Annotated in this window: 20 protein-coding genes and 1 tRNA gene; 4 read left to right on the forward strand and 17 right to left on the reverse strand. The window is 37.6% G+C overall.

Annotated elements, in window-relative coordinates; genetic code table 11:
• Nucleotides 1–17: 17 nt before the first annotated feature.
• The 10 genes from tsaD to PQQ29_RS10755 all read right to left on the reverse strand — a co-directional run bounded on the left by tsaD (nt 18) and on the right by PQQ29_RS10755 (nt 6,863).
• Entirely contained in the window at nt 18–1,040 is a 1,023-nt protein-coding gene (tsaD, locus tag PQQ29_RS10710) for a tRNA (adenosine(37)-N6)-threonylcarbamoyltransferase complex transferase subunit TsaD (RefSeq protein ID WP_187983908.1), read from the reverse strand.
• Nucleotides 1,037–1,492 (reverse strand): ribosomal protein S18-alanine N-acetyltransferase, encoded by a 456-nt coding sequence (gene rimI, locus PQQ29_RS10715; protein ID WP_033532855.1) that lies wholly within the window; start codon nt 1,490–1,492, stop codon nt 1,037–1,039. The genes tsaD and rimI overlap by 4 nt, the downstream gene beginning before the upstream one ends.
• Nucleotides 1,489–2,181 (reverse strand): tRNA (adenosine(37)-N6)-threonylcarbamoyltransferase complex dimerization subunit type 1 TsaB, encoded by a 693-nt coding sequence (tsaB, locus tag PQQ29_RS10720; RefSeq protein WP_187983907.1) that lies wholly within the window; start codon nt 2,179–2,181, stop codon nt 1,489–1,491. The genes rimI and tsaB overlap by 4 nt, the downstream gene beginning before the upstream one ends.
• Nucleotides 2,178–2,639, reverse strand: coding sequence for a tRNA (adenosine(37)-N6)-threonylcarbamoyltransferase complex ATPase subunit type 1 TsaE (gene tsaE, locus PQQ29_RS10725; RefSeq protein ID WP_003763333.1), 462 nt, complete (start codon nt 2,637–2,639; stop codon nt 2,178–2,180). The genes tsaB and tsaE overlap by 4 nt, the downstream gene beginning before the upstream one ends.
• A 105-nt stretch (nt 2,640–2,744) precedes the next feature.
• Nucleotides 2,745–3,878 carry an Lmo2079 family surface lipoprotein gene (locus PQQ29_RS10730; protein ID WP_033532853.1) on the reverse strand — a complete coding sequence of 378 codons (1,134 nt, stop codon included), beginning with the start codon at nt 3,876–3,878 and terminating at the stop codon, nt 2,745–2,747.
• A gap of 150 nt (nt 3,879–4,028) precedes the next feature.
• Nucleotides 4,029–4,409: a hypothetical protein gene (locus tag PQQ29_RS10735; RefSeq protein ID WP_003763337.1), complete on the reverse strand. Its 381-nt coding sequence runs from the start codon at nt 4,407–4,409 to the stop codon at nt 4,029–4,031.
• A 95-nt stretch (nt 4,410–4,504) separates the two neighbouring features.
• On the reverse strand, nt 4,505–4,861 hold the full coding sequence (gene crcB, locus PQQ29_RS10740; RefSeq protein WP_045552866.1) for a fluoride efflux transporter CrcB: 357 nt from the start codon (nt 4,859–4,861) through the stop codon (nt 4,505–4,507).
• A complete protein-coding gene (gene crcB, locus PQQ29_RS10745; RefSeq protein ID WP_003769645.1) occupies nt 4,851–5,240 on the reverse strand; it encodes a fluoride efflux transporter CrcB in 390 nt (129 codons plus the stop codon). The genes crcB (PQQ29_RS10740) and crcB (PQQ29_RS10745) overlap by 11 nt, the downstream gene beginning before the upstream one ends.
• Before the next feature lie 106 nt (nt 5,241–5,346).
• A complete protein-coding gene (locus tag PQQ29_RS10750; protein ID WP_045553911.1) occupies nt 5,347–5,973 on the reverse strand; it encodes a GyrI-like domain-containing protein in 627 nt (208 codons plus the stop codon).
• The gene (locus PQQ29_RS10755) at nt 5,970–6,863 is read right to left on the reverse strand and encodes an aminoglycoside phosphotransferase family protein (RefSeq protein WP_187983906.1); all 894 of its coding nucleotides are present in this window, start codon (nt 6,861–6,863) and stop codon (nt 5,970–5,972) included. Before PQQ29_RS10755 ends, PQQ29_RS10750 begins: the two co-directional genes overlap by 4 nt.
• A 132-nt stretch (nt 6,864–6,995) precedes the next feature.
• Between PQQ29_RS10755 and PQQ29_RS10760 the strand changes: the two genes are divergently transcribed.
• A tRNA-Leu gene (locus PQQ29_RS10760) sits at nt 6,996–7,079 on the forward strand.
• 126 nt (nt 7,080–7,205) lie between these two features.
• On the opposite strand, the gene PQQ29_RS10765 is transcribed toward PQQ29_RS10760, so the two are convergent.
• The 4 genes from PQQ29_RS10765 to PQQ29_RS10780 form a co-directional block, all read right to left on the reverse strand.
• Nucleotides 7,206–8,486, reverse strand: coding sequence for a helix-turn-helix domain-containing protein (locus tag PQQ29_RS10765; protein ID WP_187983905.1), 1,281 nt, complete (start codon nt 8,484–8,486; stop codon nt 7,206–7,208).
• 592 nt (nt 8,487–9,078) lie between these two features.
• Nucleotides 9,079–10,410 (reverse strand): multidrug efflux MATE transporter FepA, encoded by a 1,332-nt coding sequence (gene fepA / locus PQQ29_RS10770; RefSeq protein ID WP_003769656.1) that lies wholly within the window; start codon nt 10,408–10,410, stop codon nt 9,079–9,081.
• A gap of 14 nt (nt 10,411–10,424) precedes the next feature.
• A complete protein-coding gene (fepR, locus tag PQQ29_RS10775) occupies nt 10,425–11,009 on the reverse strand; it encodes an efflux pump transcriptional regulator FepR (protein WP_010991061.1) in 585 nt (194 codons plus the stop codon).
• 109 nt (nt 11,010–11,118) lie between these two features.
• Nucleotides 11,119–12,162: an alpha/beta hydrolase gene (locus PQQ29_RS10780; protein WP_003763352.1), complete on the reverse strand. Its 1,044-nt coding sequence runs from the start codon at nt 12,160–12,162 to the stop codon at nt 11,119–11,121.
• A gap of 214 nt (nt 12,163–12,376) precedes the next feature.
• Between PQQ29_RS10780 and PQQ29_RS10785 the strand changes: the two genes are divergently transcribed.
• The 3 genes from PQQ29_RS10785 to PQQ29_RS10795 all read left to right on the forward strand — a co-directional run bounded on the left by PQQ29_RS10785 (nt 12,377) and on the right by PQQ29_RS10795 (nt 16,648).
• Nucleotides 12,377–13,591, forward strand: a complete 1,215-nt coding sequence (locus PQQ29_RS10785; RefSeq protein ID WP_003769660.1) for an argininosuccinate synthase — start codon at nt 12,377–12,379, stop codon at nt 13,589–13,591.
• 3 nt (nt 13,592–13,594) lie between these two features.
• A complete protein-coding gene (gene argH, locus PQQ29_RS10790; protein WP_187983904.1) occupies nt 13,595–14,965 on the forward strand; it encodes an argininosuccinate lyase in 1,371 nt (456 codons plus the stop codon).
• 159 nt (nt 14,966–15,124) lie between these two features.
• Complete coding sequence (locus tag PQQ29_RS10795) at nt 15,125–16,648, forward strand: glycine betaine uptake BCCT transporter (RefSeq protein ID WP_003769664.1); 1,524 nt, start codon at nt 15,125–15,127, stop codon at nt 16,646–16,648.
• A 43-nt stretch (nt 16,649–16,691) separates the two neighbouring features.
• Here PQQ29_RS10795 and PQQ29_RS10800 read toward each other — a convergent pair whose 3' ends face one another.
• The 3 genes from PQQ29_RS10800 to PQQ29_RS10810 are packed head-to-tail and all read right to left on the reverse strand — an operon-like array spanning nt 16,692 to nt 18,477.
• Nucleotides 16,692–16,889, reverse strand: a complete 198-nt coding sequence (locus PQQ29_RS10800; protein WP_003767814.1) for a hypothetical protein — start codon at nt 16,887–16,889, stop codon at nt 16,692–16,694.
• Nucleotides 16,890–16,892: 3 nt separating this feature from the next.
• On the reverse strand, nt 16,893–17,543 hold the full coding sequence (locus PQQ29_RS10805; RefSeq protein ID WP_003767817.1) for a class II aldolase/adducin family protein: 651 nt from the start codon (nt 17,541–17,543) through the stop codon (nt 16,893–16,895).
• A gap of 1 nt (nt 17,544) precedes the next feature.
• The gene (locus PQQ29_RS10810; RefSeq protein ID WP_003763361.1) at nt 17,545–18,477 is read right to left on the reverse strand and encodes a 1-phosphofructokinase; all 933 of its coding nucleotides are present in this window, start codon (nt 18,475–18,477) and stop codon (nt 17,545–17,547) included.
• Nucleotides 18,478–18,486: the final 9 nt, after the last annotated feature.

Below are 18,486 nucleotides of genomic sequence, written 5' to 3' on the forward strand. Positions count from 1 at the left end.
TAACTCCGCATGCTTTTTTAAATGTCTTCCAGCAATAAACCTGGATTTGCATTCATATCATAATTGCTTCGTTTTCCTTGTAAGAAACTCACTGTCCCTGCAGCGGCAATCATAGCCGCATTATCACCACATAACGATAACGGCGGAATAATCAGCTCGGTATCCGGAAGTTCTAATTTTACTTCTTGAATAAGTCGCTCTCTCAAACCTTGATTTGCCGCTACTCCACCAGCAAGAAGCAATTGTTTCACGCCATGTTGTTTAGCTGCGCGAATCGTCTTACTTACTAAAACATCGACTACACTAGCTTGAAAACTAGCTGCCATATCATTAGGATTTGGTTCTTCCCCGCGCTGTCTTAAATTATGCACCGTATTAATAAAAGAAGACTTCAATCCGCTAAAACTAAAGTCAAACGAACCATCATCCATCATCGCCCGCGGAAAATGGAACGTGTCTTCACCATCTTTTGCAAGTTTATCAATTTGAACACCACCTGGATAAGCTAAACCAAGTGTACGCGCCACTTTATCGTATGCTTCGCCGGCCGCATCATCTCTTGTTTCCCCGATAATTTCAAATTCATTATCTGCTTTCATTAAAACAAGTTCTGTATGCCCACCACTGACAACTAACGATAAAAGCGGAAATTGAAATTCTGTTTCAAAGCGATTCGCATAAATATGTCCAGCAATATGATGCACACCAACTAAAGGCAAATTATGCATAAAAGCAAGTGTTTTTGCAGCATTGACGCCAATTAGAAGTGCACCGACTAAACCAGGACCTTCAGTTACCGCTACCCCGTCTAAATCGTCCATCGTTACATTCGCTTGTTTTAAAGCTTCTTCAATCACGAGCGTAATTTGCTCCACATGATGACGAGATGCAATTTCTGGAACCACGCCACCAAATCGCTTATGACTTTCTATTTGCGAAGCCACAACGCTAGATACTATTTCACAACCATTTTTCACAACAGAAGCAGCTGTTTCATCACAGCTCGATTCTATCCCAAGAATTAATGTATTTTTTTTCATAAGTCCACCCACATCACTAGCGCATCTTCTTTCGTATCCGGATAATAGTTTTTCCGAATGGCGCCGTCTTGAAATCCTAATTTCTTGTAAAGCCCTTGTGCTACATCGTTTGAAACGCGAACTTCTAAAGTCATCCGAACAACACCGCGCTCTTTTGCAACACGAATCATTTCCCGTAAAAGTGCCTCGCCGTAGTGATTACCTTGAAAATCGGGATGAATCGCAATATTCGTAATGTGCCCTTCATCTAGCACCAGCCATACACCCGCGTACCCGACAACTTGATCCTTATAAGTCGCAAGTAAATAGTAGGCATATTGATTAATAATAAATTCATTTCGAAAAGCGGCTTCTGTCCAAGGTACTGTAAATGCAGCATTTTCTACATTCATAATACTTTTTAAATCCGCAACAGTTGCCTCTCGAAATACTAAGGCCGTGTCCAAACTCACTCAGAACCCCTCGATTCCAACCATTTGCTTTCCGCTTCTGCCAGTTTTAAATAATCTGGGACAAAATTGTCTGCTGGTTCACCGTCCATGTTTTCCGCCAGTTTTACAAGTGAGCTAGCCCGTGCATAAGTATAATCAGCTTGACTAAATACAGCACGTTCCCCTAAAACTTCCGTCACAGTAAGACGAATTTGTTCCGTTAACGTGCCAACAAATAAAATCGCTTCCTTCTCCGCCGTTAATTGTTCAAGTAAATCAGTAAGCGCAATGTGGCTATCCGCTACAATGTTTTTCATTACACCGTCACTTGCACGATAAACACCCGCATACACATTCATACGACGAGCATCCATCAAAGCAACGACTTTTCCAGGGAAGTATAAACCATTTTCTGCTAAAAGTGCTAAGGAAGAAATCCCGACAATTGGAATTCCAGCATCCCACGCCATTGTTTTCGCAACGGTTACACCAATCCGAAGTCCTGTATAAGAACCCGGACCTTTAGCAACAGCAATTTTTTCTATATCAGTTGGTTTTACGGCACATTCTTCCATTAAAGCAGCAATTGCCGGAAGTAATCGCACACTATGATTTTTTTTCAAATTCGTCGTATATTCACCAAGAACAACACCTTCATTAAAAAGTGCTATCGTCATCGTATCTGAAGACGTATCCATTCCAAGTATCATTTCCCAAAAACCTCCATCGCCAGTTGCTCATATCTTTCTCCAACTGGCTTCACTATCATCTTACGCGTATTCTCATCTATATGAAAAAGCTTAATTTCCAAGTATTCTTCCGGTAAATCCTCCCGAACAAACTGCGCCCATTCAACCACACTCACACCCGCTCCGTAAAAATATTCTTCCAAACCGAGCTCATCAGTTGAAGCATCCTCCAAGCGGTATACATCCATATGATAAAGTGGCAAGCGCCCTTTTTTATATTCGCGGATAATCGTAAATGTCGGGCTTTTAATCATTTGCGGAATTAAAAGGCCTTCCCCAAGACCTTTTGTAAAAGTAGTTTTCCCCGCGCCGAGATCGCCTTCAAGTAAAATCACATCTCCGGCTGCTAATTGTTCACCGAGTTGTTTTGCGAGAAGCCTTGTCTCTCTTTCATTTGTCATTATTAATTCGAATTCCATTACCTCACCCGTCCATCATTTTCTCTACATATCATACCACAAAGCCGCGCCAAAATAAAAATCAAAAAAACGCAACAACCTAAGTCGCTGCGTCTTTCGGATGAATTAATAACCAGTTCCAGTTAAATCCATTCCACCGTACATTTTCATGGTAACTTCAGTAATAATTTTATTTAATTCTTCGCTCGATATAAGTTGGTCTTTGGTTGGGAAATCTGCTATTGGTACAAATTTCTCCGCTTTTGTTTTCACAGTAAAACTAATTGATTGCTCTGCATTAGCATCGGATTTATCATCGATTTTGGTTTTAAGAGTGATTGCATCAAATGAATTGTCTTTGCCAGGTTTTACAGAAACTTTAATGTGAATGCTCGTGTCTTTATTGTCTTTTAAAGATTTAGCTGCGTCTTTTATGCTTGTTTGCATTTCTGTATAAGTCGTATCAAAATCTGTTACCGCTTCTGAACCTTGGCTTTCTACAATAACTTTAAAGTCTGCTTTTACTTTTTCATCGTCCATCATTTTTGCTACTTGATTCATCATATTAGCAAGGTCGGCGTTTGTAAGTGTGATTGTAAGTGTGCCATCATCCGCTTCTTTAAAACGATCTTTTTCTAAACCACTGAAATAACTATCAATTAATTTAGTCGTTTTTTTATTTAAATCTTTGGAGGCTGCTTCCATTTCTTTTGTGTTAGCAGCAGTCTTAGCTTCTGATTTGCCTGTTAATGAACTGGTTAATTCTTCCGTGCTAAGATATTTGTTTTTTAAATCTGGATATTCGGTATTAATTTGTGACCACATGCCACCAGTTGATTGGTCTAAATAACTTAGTAATGAAGCATCTGGCTGAACAATAGTTTTAAGTGGAATAAAGACATTACCTGTTTTACTGTCTAATAAGAAGTCCAAATTAATGGAAACTGGGAGTAAATTATTCGTGGAAGTTAAGTTTAATTTAGTTTCTGATTTTTTTGCTGTTTTATCTGTTGAAGTTGTCATTGAAAGCTTAATATCTTTTAAAATCCCCATCGTTTGAGCGCTGGAATCAGCACTCGCAACATCTATATCGGTTACGGCAAAAGAAGTTGTATATGTAGATTGATCCGGTACATTAGTTGCATTTTTCATTGTTTGAACAAATTTTTCTTGTGGTGTTTTCGCTGCTGAATTCCCACCACAAGCACTGACTACTAACGCTAAAGCTAACAAAATTGAAAATAATATCCCTTTTTTCATAGTTCTCCCCCTGTATCGTTAATACATTTAAACTAACACAATTTAAGTACAGAAAACAAGGAGATTTATAGATTATTCACTAGTTAGTCACAATTAACTTAACTTTTCACTTAGTTAATAAAAAAACGCCCCTTAAAAAAGGGAACGTTTTTATTTTGGCGTTACTTTTAATGAAGTTGCATTTTCAGAAATTTTCCCTGGTGCCGGTGAAGTTACATTTGTGCCTTGTGGGAATGTAGCTTTAATCGTATCACCATCTTTAATATCCGAAAGTTTCATCGTCTTACCAGTAGTGGCATTTGTTACTGCAGTATTGCTATTAACCGTTACAATTAGTTCGCTCGCATAATTATTTTTTTCGCCGCTCCATGTTAACGTGCCATTTACAGTTAATTGTTTATTATTTTCTAATAAACTAGCATCTGTCACTGTTCCATCAAGGACTAAAGCAGGAACTACTTCCTGATTACAGCCTGCCAAAAATATTACGACTAGTAAAACCGACCAGATTACCTTCTTAAAACCTGTCATCTCTTGTTCTCGTCCTCTCTGAAGCTTTTCGTTCTTTCTAGCATAGCATCTTGCGTAAATACAGGCAATCGTTTTCTTATTTTCTTAAACAATTCTTATACACCAAGCATGATTCCGATAAAAGCTGCGATTAAACCACATAAATAAGTCAAACCAACATATGAAAATAACACCTGAAAATTCGTCTTCCACTTTAATTCCATACTCTCTACTTTAAAAGTCGAAAATGTCGTGTATCCGCCCATAAAACCCGTGCCTAAAAAAAGCTGCAATATTGGCCCAAGCGCAGTAGAAACAAGAAATCCTAGCAAAAATGATCCTGTGATATTTATAAAAAAAGTCGCATAAGGAAAATCCGTTTTCCATTTACTTTTGACAAATATAGAAATACCATAACGCAACATCGCACCAAGGCTTGCACCAAAACCGACAAGCAAGAAATTAATCAACATGATGCGCACCTCGCCTCAAGAGCTTATTACTAAAACTTCTACCAAACTTCACCATCACAAGCCCACCAATTAAGCTCACCAAAATATAACTAATAGCTAACACCACTTCACCTTGTTGCAACAATTCAATCGTATCCACACTAAATGCCGAAAAAGTCGTGAATGCGCCAATAAACCCAGTCCCAATTCCGTTTAAAAGCACCAATGAAATACGCGATTTTTCCGCCAAAAAAGGCATTATGAAAGCTAATAAAAAACAACCTATTAGATTAACTGCTAAAGTCGCAGAAGGAAAATCTCCGCCGCCAAGCCATAAATTCATCGCATACCGGCACATTCCGCCTAACGCACCAAAAATCCCCACATATAAAAAATACATCCTCAAAAACCCCACTTCACAAAAAAACTACCCTGAAATATTTACATTTCGGGCAGTCGCCTTTGTCCTATTTCTTCTATACTATAACGCAAAACATTCCAATTATTCAACTCACTGGAAGTCGAAGGATGGTCTTCATTTTTTCCGGATTTGCTTTTCGCGGATCGCTCAAATAGATTTCATGATGTTTCCGAATAGCTCCGGTGTCGTTCCGAAGCCCTTCTGTTTCCATAAATTGATGCATTTCCGCCACAGTATGCACTTCCTCACTGAATGGCCCCACATGCATCATTTGCACACATTCCCCTTCCTCAAAACGAACCAATTTCACGCGACTCGTATCAACGTCAGGCTTTTTCTTCCTTGCAACCTCTTTCGCCCACTCCAACACTTCTTCGGTAACAAAGTCCGGTTGTCTAAGAATCGATGTCCAAAGCCACGCATCTCTGTCCTTTAAATCAAATTTCCCTTCAGACCACCAAAAACCTTCCAGCGGCGGTACAACAAAATCCGAGTAACCATCCAGACGCGTCTCGCCCATCTTGCTCATTTTAATCGTGTACGCAATCGCATAAAGTGACCGCACTGCCTTTTGATACTCCTCTCCGTCCGGATCGCCTTTCCCATCCACCATCAAAAAATTCATTTCCGGAACAAAAATACGCTCTGGTTTTCTTTTAGGCGCATAGAATTTCTTTTCCTCTTTTTTAAAATCAATTTTCTTTTCAGTCATTTGAATTCCTCCTCGTTCATCCAGTCTGGCATCAGCTTCTGAAAATTATCATGACTAGCTGCCGTCTTTGCTGCATAATTCATTAACTTATTAAAATTACGAGATTCATTTTTTGCCGCCCAATTAACGGCCGAAGTAATATGCATCGCCGTGTAAAGCGCATAAAGATTCCAAAAATCCGTAACTTCTTCTTTATCAATATAGCCTAAAATATTTCCTCGTGCAAAAGGTATACTGACCTCTGTTGTAAAAAAGCCGATTTTAGCTAAATCAAATAAAGGATCCCCGAACTCTAGCCGATTAAAATCAATTAGCCCCGCAAACTTTTTGTTCTTTAAAATAATATTCGCTGGATGAAAATCTCCATGTTGTAAACAAACCGGTCTATTTTTTAATCTAGCTATATTCTCATAAACAAACTGTTCGGTTTCTGTTAAAAAAGAAGCTGTTATTTCTAATTCTTTTAATTCCTCCACTTTTCGTTTAAATTTAGCCGTTTGAAAATCCAACCAGTTCATTTTTGGTATATCTAGCGGTATTTTATGAACTTCTCGTAAAATTTCCCCTGCTGAAAAACCAGCCTTAAACTGTTCGGAATGTGATAATCTAAACATGCCATTTTCCGCATCTTCACCGCGCACATAACCAATAATCATATAGCCTTCTCCGCCGGTACAGCCAAAATCATATGCTCGTGGAACAAATGGAGTTTGAGAACCTAACGCTTGGATTATTTCAAATTCTTGCTTTCGTGTTTGGAGTAACTCTTTTGGAAAAACACGTACAAGATAGGTTTCATCCACCTGATATTTCTTATCGATAGAAAAACCCTTTTTTATTTCTGAAACCACTTTCGCATTACGCAACATTTTCAATTGGGTCACATCCATAATTAGCTCTCCCTCCAATAAATTCGCTATTCTCCATTATACAAGAATACGCTTACTTTTTTCCAATTATCTGTGCAGAATTTATTGACAAAATAATAGAATCAATATTATAATTAGTTTTGCTACGCATACGCGGTCGTGGCGGAATCGGCAGACGCGCTAGGTTGAGGGCCTAGTGAGGTAAAACTCGTGGAGGTTCAAGTCCTCTCGGCCGCATAGAGAACTACAAGTAGGTTTCGTAATTGTTCATACAGTTACGAAACCTTTTTTGATAGAACAAATTACACTCCAACGAAAAAAGGAAAACCACGTTAATTACTGAACTGGTCTTCCTTTTTTATACTAAGCTAAAATATTATATGCCATTTTATATTTCGTTGAGTCAGCGAAGTGCTTACTTGCGTGTTTTTTTACGCGTTCAATTAATGCTGGATCATTGGATTCATCAATTTTTTTAAGCAAGTCTAACATTTTCTTTTCATAGCTAGATTGCTTGTTTTGATGGTACAGCAGTAATGTTTCCGTATAGGTTACAAAAAAATTGATTTCCATTACTTGCTCAGTTACTTTGTTAATAATGACCAGTAAGTTACTTGCTTCTATCAGGGACCCTTGTTCGGCAAAAATAACCATCAGTTCCGTAATTACAAGATAGTCATTATTATTAAAACCTATCTCGGAAGCCTCATGCGCCATTAATTCCTCGTATAAACAAACTATCTTTTCATCGAATAACTCATGATTACCTTCGACTCTTTCTATTTCTGCCAGCTTAAAGCGAACAAGAAAAGAATACATTGTTTTAGCTTCTGGATACATGTTAAAAAATACTAGCACTTCTTCAAATTTCCGCTTTGCTTCAGTCATAAAGCCAATTTGAAAGTTTATATAACCATACAAATATAAAATGGCCGTGATTCTTTCTTGGTCTTTGCTCGGGAATCTCTTAATTAAGTTCCAGGCACATTCAATGTGTTTTAAAGCAGGTTCATAGTTATTTAGACATATGTAATTAATACAAAGCCCCACTTGAAAAACCACTTGAAACGCAGCTTTATCAGTTAAATCAATGCTTTTTTCCCAGTACTCCACTGCCAATTGATAGTCGCAAGTAGCATGAGAATGTTTCACAGCTTGCCCATAGTAATAATAACTAAGCAAATCCGGTGGGAATGACTCCACTACACGCTTTTCATTACTATTCAAATACTTTCTTTCTATTTCTCTAGCTTTAGAAAATTCCCATGTTTTATAGTAAAAACCTGCTTGAAGCCAGTAAAAACTAAGTTCTATAACAGGAGATTCACACAGTAAATCGACATTCGCAGCTATTTGATCAAGTCTATCTCCCGCTTCTTTTGTATTTGAAAAAACAAGTAAATCAAATATCTGCTTGAGTTCTTGTAATAATTCTTTATTTAAATCTTCATTACCTATTAAAAGAGCTTCTTCCGGTATTTCCAGACGTTTCGCTATATGCATTAACGTTTCAAAAGAAGCCACTTTCACACCATTTTCTATATTAGCTAAATAAGGGACGGAAATGATTCCTTTAGCCGCCTCTTTTAAAGTAAGTTGTTTTATTTTACGGATATTTCTAATTCGTAAACCGATTAAATCCATGATGTCACCGCCATTACTTAGAAAACTTTTCTTTTAATTATATACATTTATTTTTAGAAAACAAATACCTTATTTAATAGTTTTAGCTTCTTTTCATAACGAATGTTTTTTCGGTTATAATTATCCAGTCTTACACAAGGCTTAAAATCAGTACTAGACTTGATTTCAAGCATCTTTACACGCTTCACTAATTTGCCATATTTAATGTTTTTCTTTACTTTCGCCATTAGCTTTTTACACCAATGGCAAAGTAAAGACATTAAAAAATTCCTTGAATCGCTATTATTTTATTTTGCATTTTCTGTAAAATTATCCCTCATACATTTCCCTACAGAGTTTCCATTGCTCCCACATGCAACTATAAAACAGCAAAGTAAAACAGGATTCCTAAAACACTCAGGAGTCCATAAAATAGTAACTATTCATTCCCTTTTTAAAGCATTCCTACGTAAACGGAAACGTAGAACAATATTTTACCATTTAAATCGCCATACTGAGGAAAAAGGAAACAAATGGAAATATACTCTTTTTAATCTTATTTTTTTGCCAAATCATCCTAAAAAGACGAAGATACTAGATCTCCGTCTTTGTTTTATTTAAATAAGATATGTTTCTTCTTCATGTAAAATACAATCGAAATAGCTACAATCATTTCTGAAATTGGAATTGCTAACCAAACACCTGGAATGCCAATAATTGGTGGTAAAATAAGCAAGAAGATTACCATGAAAATAATTTCTCGTGAAATCGTAATCCATGTTGCCATTTTGACTTTATCAGAAGTTTGGAAGTAAGTCATCATAACAAAGTTAAAGCCCATAAATAAGTAAGCTGAATAGAATAACTTAATTCCGTTGCTTGCAAGTTCTCGAATTTCTGCACTAAAGTTTCCGAACATCGAAACGAGCAGATTAGAACCAAATAACCCAACTAATAAGAAAGCAACCCCGGTACCAAATGCTACGACAATCGCAATTTTCAATGTTTCAATTTCTTTTTCTCTCGCCCTTGCCCCGCGGTAATAACTTATAAGTGGCTGAATCGCTGAACCCATGCCAAGGAACAACATTAAAATCACACTATGGGTATAATTTAAAACCGAGAATGCTGCAACTCCTGCAGTACCAGCAATGGCTGCGATGGAAATATTATATCCGAAAGTAAATACCGACACGCCAACTTCTGCTAAAAAACTTGGCAAGCCGATGCCCAGTGTTTTTTTGAAAAAAGCTTTATTCCAATTCACTTTTACAAATTTCAAGCGACTGGATTTTTTAAAGAAATGGGTAGTTAGGATAAGCACACCGATAATAATAGCAATCATCGTAGCAAGTGCAGATCCGGTTACGCCCCATTCAAATACAAATAAGAATAAATAATTCAAAATAACATTACTGATTGCTGTAACAATAAGGGCAATCATTGATAAATTCGGATCACCATCATTACGAACAAAAATACTTAAAATATTTTCAAGCGTAAGTGCAAATCCGAAAATAAGTAGTATATTCATATATTCCAGTACGTAACCAATCGTTTCATCATTCGCGCCTAAAAAATACGCTAGTGGTACTTTAAAAATAAAAGCGAGGATTGCAATAACCACCGTAATCGAAACAACTGCTAAAATTGCATTCGTAAATATTGATTGCGCTTTAGGAACATTTTTTTCTCCAATAGCAAACGAAAACTGGGTCGCGGCACCAATCCCAATCCAAATCGAAATAGCTGTAAAAATCGTAAATACTGGTACAGCAATATTTATCCCTGCAAGCGCCACTCCGCCGAGCTTATGCCCAACAAAAATTCCATCAATTACAATATTCAAAGACATTAATAACATTCCGACTAAGGAAGGAACTAAATATCTAAAATAAATCTTTTTAACTGAATCTGTTTCTAATATTTCTATATTCTTTGCCATGTTACACCTCTAAATTAAGCTTTTAGCGTAATTCCTCTCCAGAAAATTTGCCATAAAGCTGTGATTTTCTTTTTTGTTCGTTCGGGGTCGTTCACATAAACAATGTCCACGATAACCGCGTCAAGAATTCCCATGTACGCTTCTTTCATCGTTTCGACATCTTGCATTGGAATCAACTTTTGTTCAATCCAATCGCTAAATAAATCAGTGAAATCTTGTTCCATTTGCAAAATATTCTCGGTAATATCTGCCTGAACAATATCATACAAATGTTTCGGTGGATAAAACCCGTATCGCAACCAAAATTGGTAAGCTTCATCTGTATCATATAATTCCTTCACACCAAAAAGTAAACTAGATAACACTAAGTCGGGCCTAGATAAATCACTATCTCGAAGTTTCGCTCGGTAATAATCAATTTCCGTAGATTTCGCGTCCTTCATAATAGATAAAAACAAATCATCCTTATCTTTAAAATGAGAATAGATGGATTGTTTCTTTAGACCTACAACGCCTGCAATATCAGCAAGGGATGTCCCTTCAAAACCATTATTTGCAAAAAGTGTCAGTGCTGCTTGCTTTATTTCTTCTTTTCTCATCTTTTCACCCCTCTCAAAAAACTGACGACCGTTCGTAAGTCATTCTCTCATGAATAAAATTCTTTGTCAATAAAAAAATCCACTCTCGTGAAAGAGTGGATTCAAAGATTTATTTTTCTTCTAAAAACTCGCTAATCAATTCGTAAGTCTCATCAGTTGCTTCGGATGTTGTGGTCATAAAGCCGTGCGGAACTTTTTCAAAACGTTTCGCAAATACTTCTACACCAGCATCTTTTAATTTCTTCGCATATGCTTCTCCTTGATCTCTTAGTGGATCAAATTCAGCAGTTGCGATGAAGGTTTTAGGAAGACCAGCTAAGTCTTTACTACGAATTGGTGCAATCAGCGGATCATATTTACGGTCGCTTGAGTTCGCAATATATAATTTAAAGAATTTGTCTAAAGATTCTTTTGTAAGTACATATCCTTCCGCAAATTCATCCATTGACGGATAAAGCACTGAAGCATCACGACTGAAAATATCCGTTGCTGGATAAAGTAAAATTTGTGCCGTAACATTTGGTTTTCCTTTGGCTTTGGCAATTTGGGTCACTACTGTTGCTAAGTTTCCGCCTACGCTATCCCCTGCGACAATAATATCGGAGGATTTAGCACGTAAACTAGTACGGTGATTTTGTACCCAAAGTAATGCAGCATAAGCATCTTCCACTGCTGCTGGGAAAGGATTTTCTGGTGCTAGTCGGTAGTCAACTGTGACAACGCGAGCACCTGTTGTTTGTACAAGTTTTCTTGCAATCGCATCATGTGTTTGCAAACCACCTAACACAAATCCGCCACCATGATAATAAACGATAATCTCGAATGGTCCGTCCTCTTTTGGCGTATAAATCCGAATCGGAATTTTACCAGCTGGACCGTCAATTTTTTTATTTTCGACATCGCCTATTTCAATATCTTTAGCAGAAGGCAAGGCTTTTGTCGCAAGTCTCATATATTTATATCGCGAGTCTACATCTGACAATGGTGAAGTATTTTTTACAAATTCCTGGGAAGCCTCATCTAAATTCTCAAGTACCTCGGGATCATATTCTTTTTTCCCAACCGCTTTTTTGTAAATAAAGAAAACGATTACTAACGGAAGTAGAATAATTCCTGCAAAACCAATGGCAATCCATTTTATTGCATTTTTCATATTCGTTCAACTCCTTCAATATAACTTCAATATCAAGTATAGCAGTTTTACGAACAGGAACCAATTTATTACTATTTGAAATGGCTATTTTTCTTGTGAAATGTATTTTTAATCATAATGATGAATATTTTAAAATAAAAAGGTTGATATATGAGAGTATAGGTGTTAATATAAATACAAATGTTTGTATATTTATGAATAGGGGATGTTTACAATGACGAAAGAAAAAATCGTATTAGCTTACTCTGGTGGGTTAGATACTTCTGTTGCAATTCAGTGGCTAGTGGAATCAGGTTATGAAGTTATCGCATGTTGTTTAGACGTTGGTGAAGGGAAAAATTTGGATTTTATTAAAGAAAAAGCGATTACTGTCGGTGCAAGTGCATCTTATACAATTGATGCCAAGGAAGAATTTGCCGAAAACTTTGCTTTAATCGCCCTTCAAGCTCATGCCTATTATGAAGGAAAATATCCACTTATTTCTGCTTTAAGTCGTCCTTTAATCGCGAAAAAATTAGTAGAAGTAGCTCGTCAAGAAGGCGCATCTGCTATCGCTCATGGTTGTACTGGTAAAGGAAATGACCAAGTTCGGTTTGAAGTTGCGATTCATGCTCTTGCTCCTGATTTAAAAGTCGTTTCCCCTGTCCGGGACTGGAAATGGTCTAGAGAAGAAGAAATCAATTACGCCAAAGAACATAACATCCCCGTTCCAATTGATTTAGATAATCCTTTCTCGATTGACCAAAACCTTTGGGGCAGAAGTAACGAATGTGGTGTGCTTGAAAACCCATGGACAACGCCACCAGAAGCGGCTTACGACTTAACAGTTAGCTTAGAAGATGCACCTGACACGGCGGATATTGTCGAAATTACATTTGATGCCGGTATTCCTATTTCTCTTAATGGCGAAAATATGAGCCTAGCAAATTTAATTCTTACTTTAAACGAAATTGCTGGAAAACATGGCGTTGGTAGAATTGACCATATCGAAAATCGTTTAGTTGGTATTAAATCACGTGAAGTATACGAATGTCCCGCCGCAGTTACTTTAATTACTGCACATAAAGAATTAGAAGATTTAACTTTTGTTCGTGAAGTGGCACATTTCAAACCTATTATTGAACAAAAAATCAGCGAAACAATTTACAATGGCTTATGGTTTTCGCCTTTAACAGAAGCATTAATTGCCTTCTTAAAATCCACGCAAAAATTCGTGAACGGTACGATTCGCGTAAAACTATTTAAAGGTCATGCCATCGTCGAAGGAAGAAAATCACCGAATTCGCTTTATGATGAAAACTTAGCGACTTATACTTCTTCCGATACATTCGACCAAGATGCAGCTGTTGGTTTCATCAAGCTATTTGGACTACCAACGAAAGTGAGCGCAGAAGTCAATTCAAAAGTTACAATAACAACTGAGGTGTAAAAAATGGAAAAACTATGGGGCGGACGTTTTCAAGGGAAAAGTGAAGCATGGATTGATGACTTTGGTGCTTCGATTTCTTTTGATCAAAAAATGGCGAAAGAAGACTTGGCGGGAAGCTTGGCACATGTCGCAATGCTAGCAAAATGTGGTATTATTTCTGATTCTGAGGCGAGTGAAATTACCGCTGGGCTAAAAATCCTCCAAGAAAAATTAGCGCTTGGGGAACTGGAATTTAGTACTGTAAACGAAGATATTCATTTAAATATCGAAAAACTGTTACACGAGGAAATCGGGCCTGTCGCGGGAAAACTTCATACGGCGCGCAGTCGGAATGACCAAGTTGCAACAGACATGCATTTGTATTTAAAAGAAGCAGTCGCAGAAATTATTCAATCGTTAAAACATTTGCGCGCGGTGCTTGTCCAAAAAGCGGAGGCGAACGTCGAAACGATTATGCCTGGCTATACACACTTGCAACACGCCCAACCCATCTCTTTTGCGCATCATTTATTAGCTTATTTTGGTATGTTTACACGTGATTTAGAGCGCTTAGAAGAAAGTGTCAAACGGATTGATATTTCGCCACTTGGGTCTGCGGCGCTCGCTGGAACGACTTTTCCAATTGATCGGGCCTATAGCGCTGAACTTCTTGGTTTTTCCGCTGTTTATGAAAATAGCTTAGACGGCGTGAGCGATCGTGATTTTATTATCGAGTTTCTTAGTAACAGTTCTATTTTAATGATGCATTTATCGCGTTTTTGTGAAGAATTGATACTTTGGACGAGCCATGAATTTCAATTTGTGGAATTAACGGACGCTTTTTCAACAGGAAGTTCGATTATGCCACAAAAGAAAAATCCCGATATGGCCGAATTAATTCGTGGGAAAACGGGTCGTGTTTACGGAAACCTTTTCGGCATGTTAACAGTTTTAAAGGGGCTGCCGCTCGCTTATAATAAAGATTTACAAGAAGATAAAGAAGGCATGTTTGATACGCTTGAGACGGTTCATACAAGCTTAGATATATTCGCGGGAATGATTGAAACGATGAAGATCAATGCAGATATAATGGAAGAATCGACGCAAAAAGATTTTTCCAATGCGACCGAACTAGCGGATTATCTCGCGAAAAAAGGCGTTCCATTTAGAGAAGCGCATGAGATTGTTGGGAAATTGGTGCTTGAATGTACGCAAAATGGGATTTATTTGCAAGACGTCGCACTTAGCCACTACCAAGAAATCCATCCGCTTATTGAGGAAGACATTTATACTGTTCTTGCTTCAAAAACAGCGGTTCAAAAGAGAAATTCATATGGCGGTACGGGGTTTGATCAAATCCACGTTGCACTCGCCAATGCGAAAAAAACATTATAAAGTTGGCTGGAATGCATAGATGCGTTCCAGCTTTTTAATTCCAGCAGACTTTGTGGTTTGATTTGTCAGAGCAGTACTTTTTTTGTTACTATAAAATAGATGTTACCTTTGTGCTAACATGGGGAAATACATACTTAGACTATAAAGGGAAGTGATGCAATGAAAAAATTAACGAACGTCTTTTGGGGAGCTAGTCTATTAGTTCTCATAGCAGTTTTGTTTGGTGCTTTTTTGCCAGAACAATTTGAAACTCTTACAACAAATGTCCAAAGATTTTTAACAAGTAATTTCGGTTGGTACTACCTTTTTGTAGTCGCAATCATTATCATTTTTTGCATATTTTTAATATTAAGCCCGATTGGCTCTATTCGACTCGGGAAACCCGGCGAGAAACCAGGATATAGTAATAAGTCTTGGTTCGCAATGTTGTTTAGTGCCGGTATGGGAATTGGACTTGTTTTCTGGGGAGCTGCTGAACCGCTATCCCATTTTGCCGTTCAAGCTCCTGGTGGTGAAGTTGGCTCTCAAGCTGCGATGAAAGATGCGCTTCGTTATTCTTTTTTTCATTGGGGAATTTCCGCTTGGTCCATTTATGCAATAGTTGCCTTAGCGCTAGCTTACTTTAAGTTTCGAAAGGATACTCCTGGTCTAATAAGCGCCACACTTTATCCGATATTAGGTAAACATGCGAAAGGACCACTTGGACAATTAATCGATATTATCGCTGTTTTCGCTACGGTTATCGGAGTAGCAACCACGCTTGGACTTGGAGCTCAGCAAATCAATGGCGGTCTTACATATTTATTTCATGTCCCTAACAACTTTACAGTGCAACTAATCATCATTGTCATTGTCACTGTTTTATTTTTATTATCAGCAATGTCTGGCTTAGATAAAGGAATTCAGTTATTAAGTAATGTGAATATTTATGTCGCTGGCGTATTACTTATTCTAACGTTAATTCTAGGACCTACGCTTTTTATTATGAATAACTTCACTAATTCGTTTGGTGATTATTTACAGAACATTATCCAAATGAGTTTCCAAACTGCACCAAATGCGCCTGATGCTAGAAAATGGATTGATTCATGGACCATTTTTTACTGGGCATGGTGGCTATCGTGGTCTCCATTTGTCGGTATCTTTATTGCCAGAATTTCGCGCGGTCGGACGATTCGTCAATTTTTATTAGGTGTTATCGTGCTTCCTGCGTTAGTTAGCATTTTCTGGTTTGCAGTGTTTGGTGGTTCAGCGATTTTTGTCGATCAATACAAAGATACGGCCCTTTCCACTTTAGCGACCGAACAAGTCCTTTTTGGGGTATTTGATCAATTTCCATTTGGCATCGTATTATCTATTGTTGCGATGATTTTAATTGCCGTGTTCTTCATTACTTCTGCCGATTCTGCGACCTTTGTTTTAGGTATGCAAACGACTGGTGGCTCTTTAAACCCACCAAACTCGGTAAAAGTAACATGGGGGCTTTTACAGTCTGGAATAGCGAGTGTACTTCTTTATGCAGGCGGTCTTACAGCGCTACAAAACGCATCAATTATTGCCGCTTTTCCATTTTCGATAGTGATTATCTTAATGATAGTTTCACTGTTTGTTTCTTTAACAAAAGAACAAGAAAAACTCGGCCTGTATGTTCGACCGAAAAAATCACAACGTTCCAAACTATAATAAAAAGGGATGAAAATCTAAAACTAGATTTCCATCCCTTTTTTCATCCTTTTTTCTGCTTTGCCGCGATTATTTCACGATAGCTACGTGTTTTTTTAGGATATTTTTTCCGAAAGAAATGTTGCGATACTACTGCTAAAACAAGCGATATGGCAGTAATTGGAATAGAACTTCTAAAAATACCGACCATTAGTAATAAAGCACTGGCAAATAAGGTTGCATTAAAAAGGAATTTTTCCATTAGTTACTCCTCCAAATTATAATTTAATTCGCGGTCATGAGCTAATTTTTTAATACCTAAAGCATCAAAGACCATTGCCTTTTCTGCAATATAAGCATTGTATTCAATCCGTTCCAACATATCATATGCTTTATGCAGGGATGTTTCTAAAACAACAATGCCGTGTTTATTTAATAAACTCGCACTAGGAACAGCTTTTTCACCAAGTTCGATGACATGTTTACGTACGATTTCAGCAAGTTCTGGACTAGTCGCTGGTGCAAATTCAAGTGTTGGAATTCGACCGATTTTTTGCGTTGCTTCTGTTAAATTCGGAAGTTCCATACCAAGTGTTGCAAATAACATCGATTCTTTTGGATGAGCATGAAGAACACAGCCAATTTTTGGGTTTTCTACATAGCAGGCACGGTGCAAGTTGATTTCTCGAGTAATTCTTCCGTCTCCTTCTACGACTTCATTATTGTTATCTACTACAAGAATTTCATATGGGGAAAGATCGCAAAGTTTTGCTTGGCTCATCAGCGTTGGTGTCATAATAATATGCTCATTATTCATGCGCACACTTACATTTCCTCCCGCAGCATTTGTTTCAAAGCGGTCAAACATCGTCTTCACTATTTTGGCTAAATCTTCACGTTCTTTTTGGTATAACATATTATCTCTCCTCCAATTGTATAATACTTACTTGATTCTTGAGTTTTCCAGCGGCTTCTAAATCAAAGCTCGAACTGTCTTGTTGCATGACTTTACTGGCTGAACAACCTGTCGCAACTTTTAATGTTTCTGTAATTGGCATGTTCATCGCAAGTCCTGCAATAAACGCCCCGACAAATACATCGCCAGCCCCAGTATCATTTCGTTCCTGCACTTTCGGTGGAATAACTTGATACAATTTGCCATTATGTGCACAAATGGACCCTTTTGCTCCAAGTGAAACGACCAGGTAAGGGATCTTTTCGGCTAAAGTGCGGATATTTTCTTCGAGTGAATTCGTTTTTTCGTCTAAAATGGCGATTACTTCATCTTCATTTGGTTTAATGAAATCGACGCCCATTTCGACCGCTAAATTTAAATATTCACCAGAGTTATCACATCCGAGAAAAGCCCCTGTTGCTTTGACAGTTCTTAGTAGTTCTTTAAAATCAGATAATGTATAATGAGGAGGCGGGGATCCAGCAATCACCACCATATCCTCTTTTTTAACTTTTTTAGCGATTTGTTTTAAAAGATTGTCTTTGTTGGTCTGACTTACGGTAAAACCAGCTTCAGGTATCATCGTGCTGCCATTCGTGTCATCACTTAAGACGACGAAGCATTCTCTTGTCGAAGTTCCAGCTTCTACAAGGAAATCATGGTTGATATGTTTTTCTTTTAGAATGGCATATAGTTTGTCGAGATTGTCTGATCCCGCAATTCCAAGTGCTTCATTTTTAATACCGAATTTGGATAACACTCCTGAAACATGAAGCCCCTTTCCCCCGCAATCAAATTCTGTTTTTATGACTCGATTTGTCTTCCTTTTTTCTAACTCCCCACGAATGAAAAGCAACCGGTCAATAGCTGGATTTAATGTTATCGTGTAAATCATCTCATCACT

Origin of the sequence: Listeria innocua, from assembly GCF_028596125.1 — a bacterium.
Classification (GTDB): domain Bacteria; phylum Bacillota; class Bacilli; order Lactobacillales; family Listeriaceae; genus Listeria; species Listeria innocua.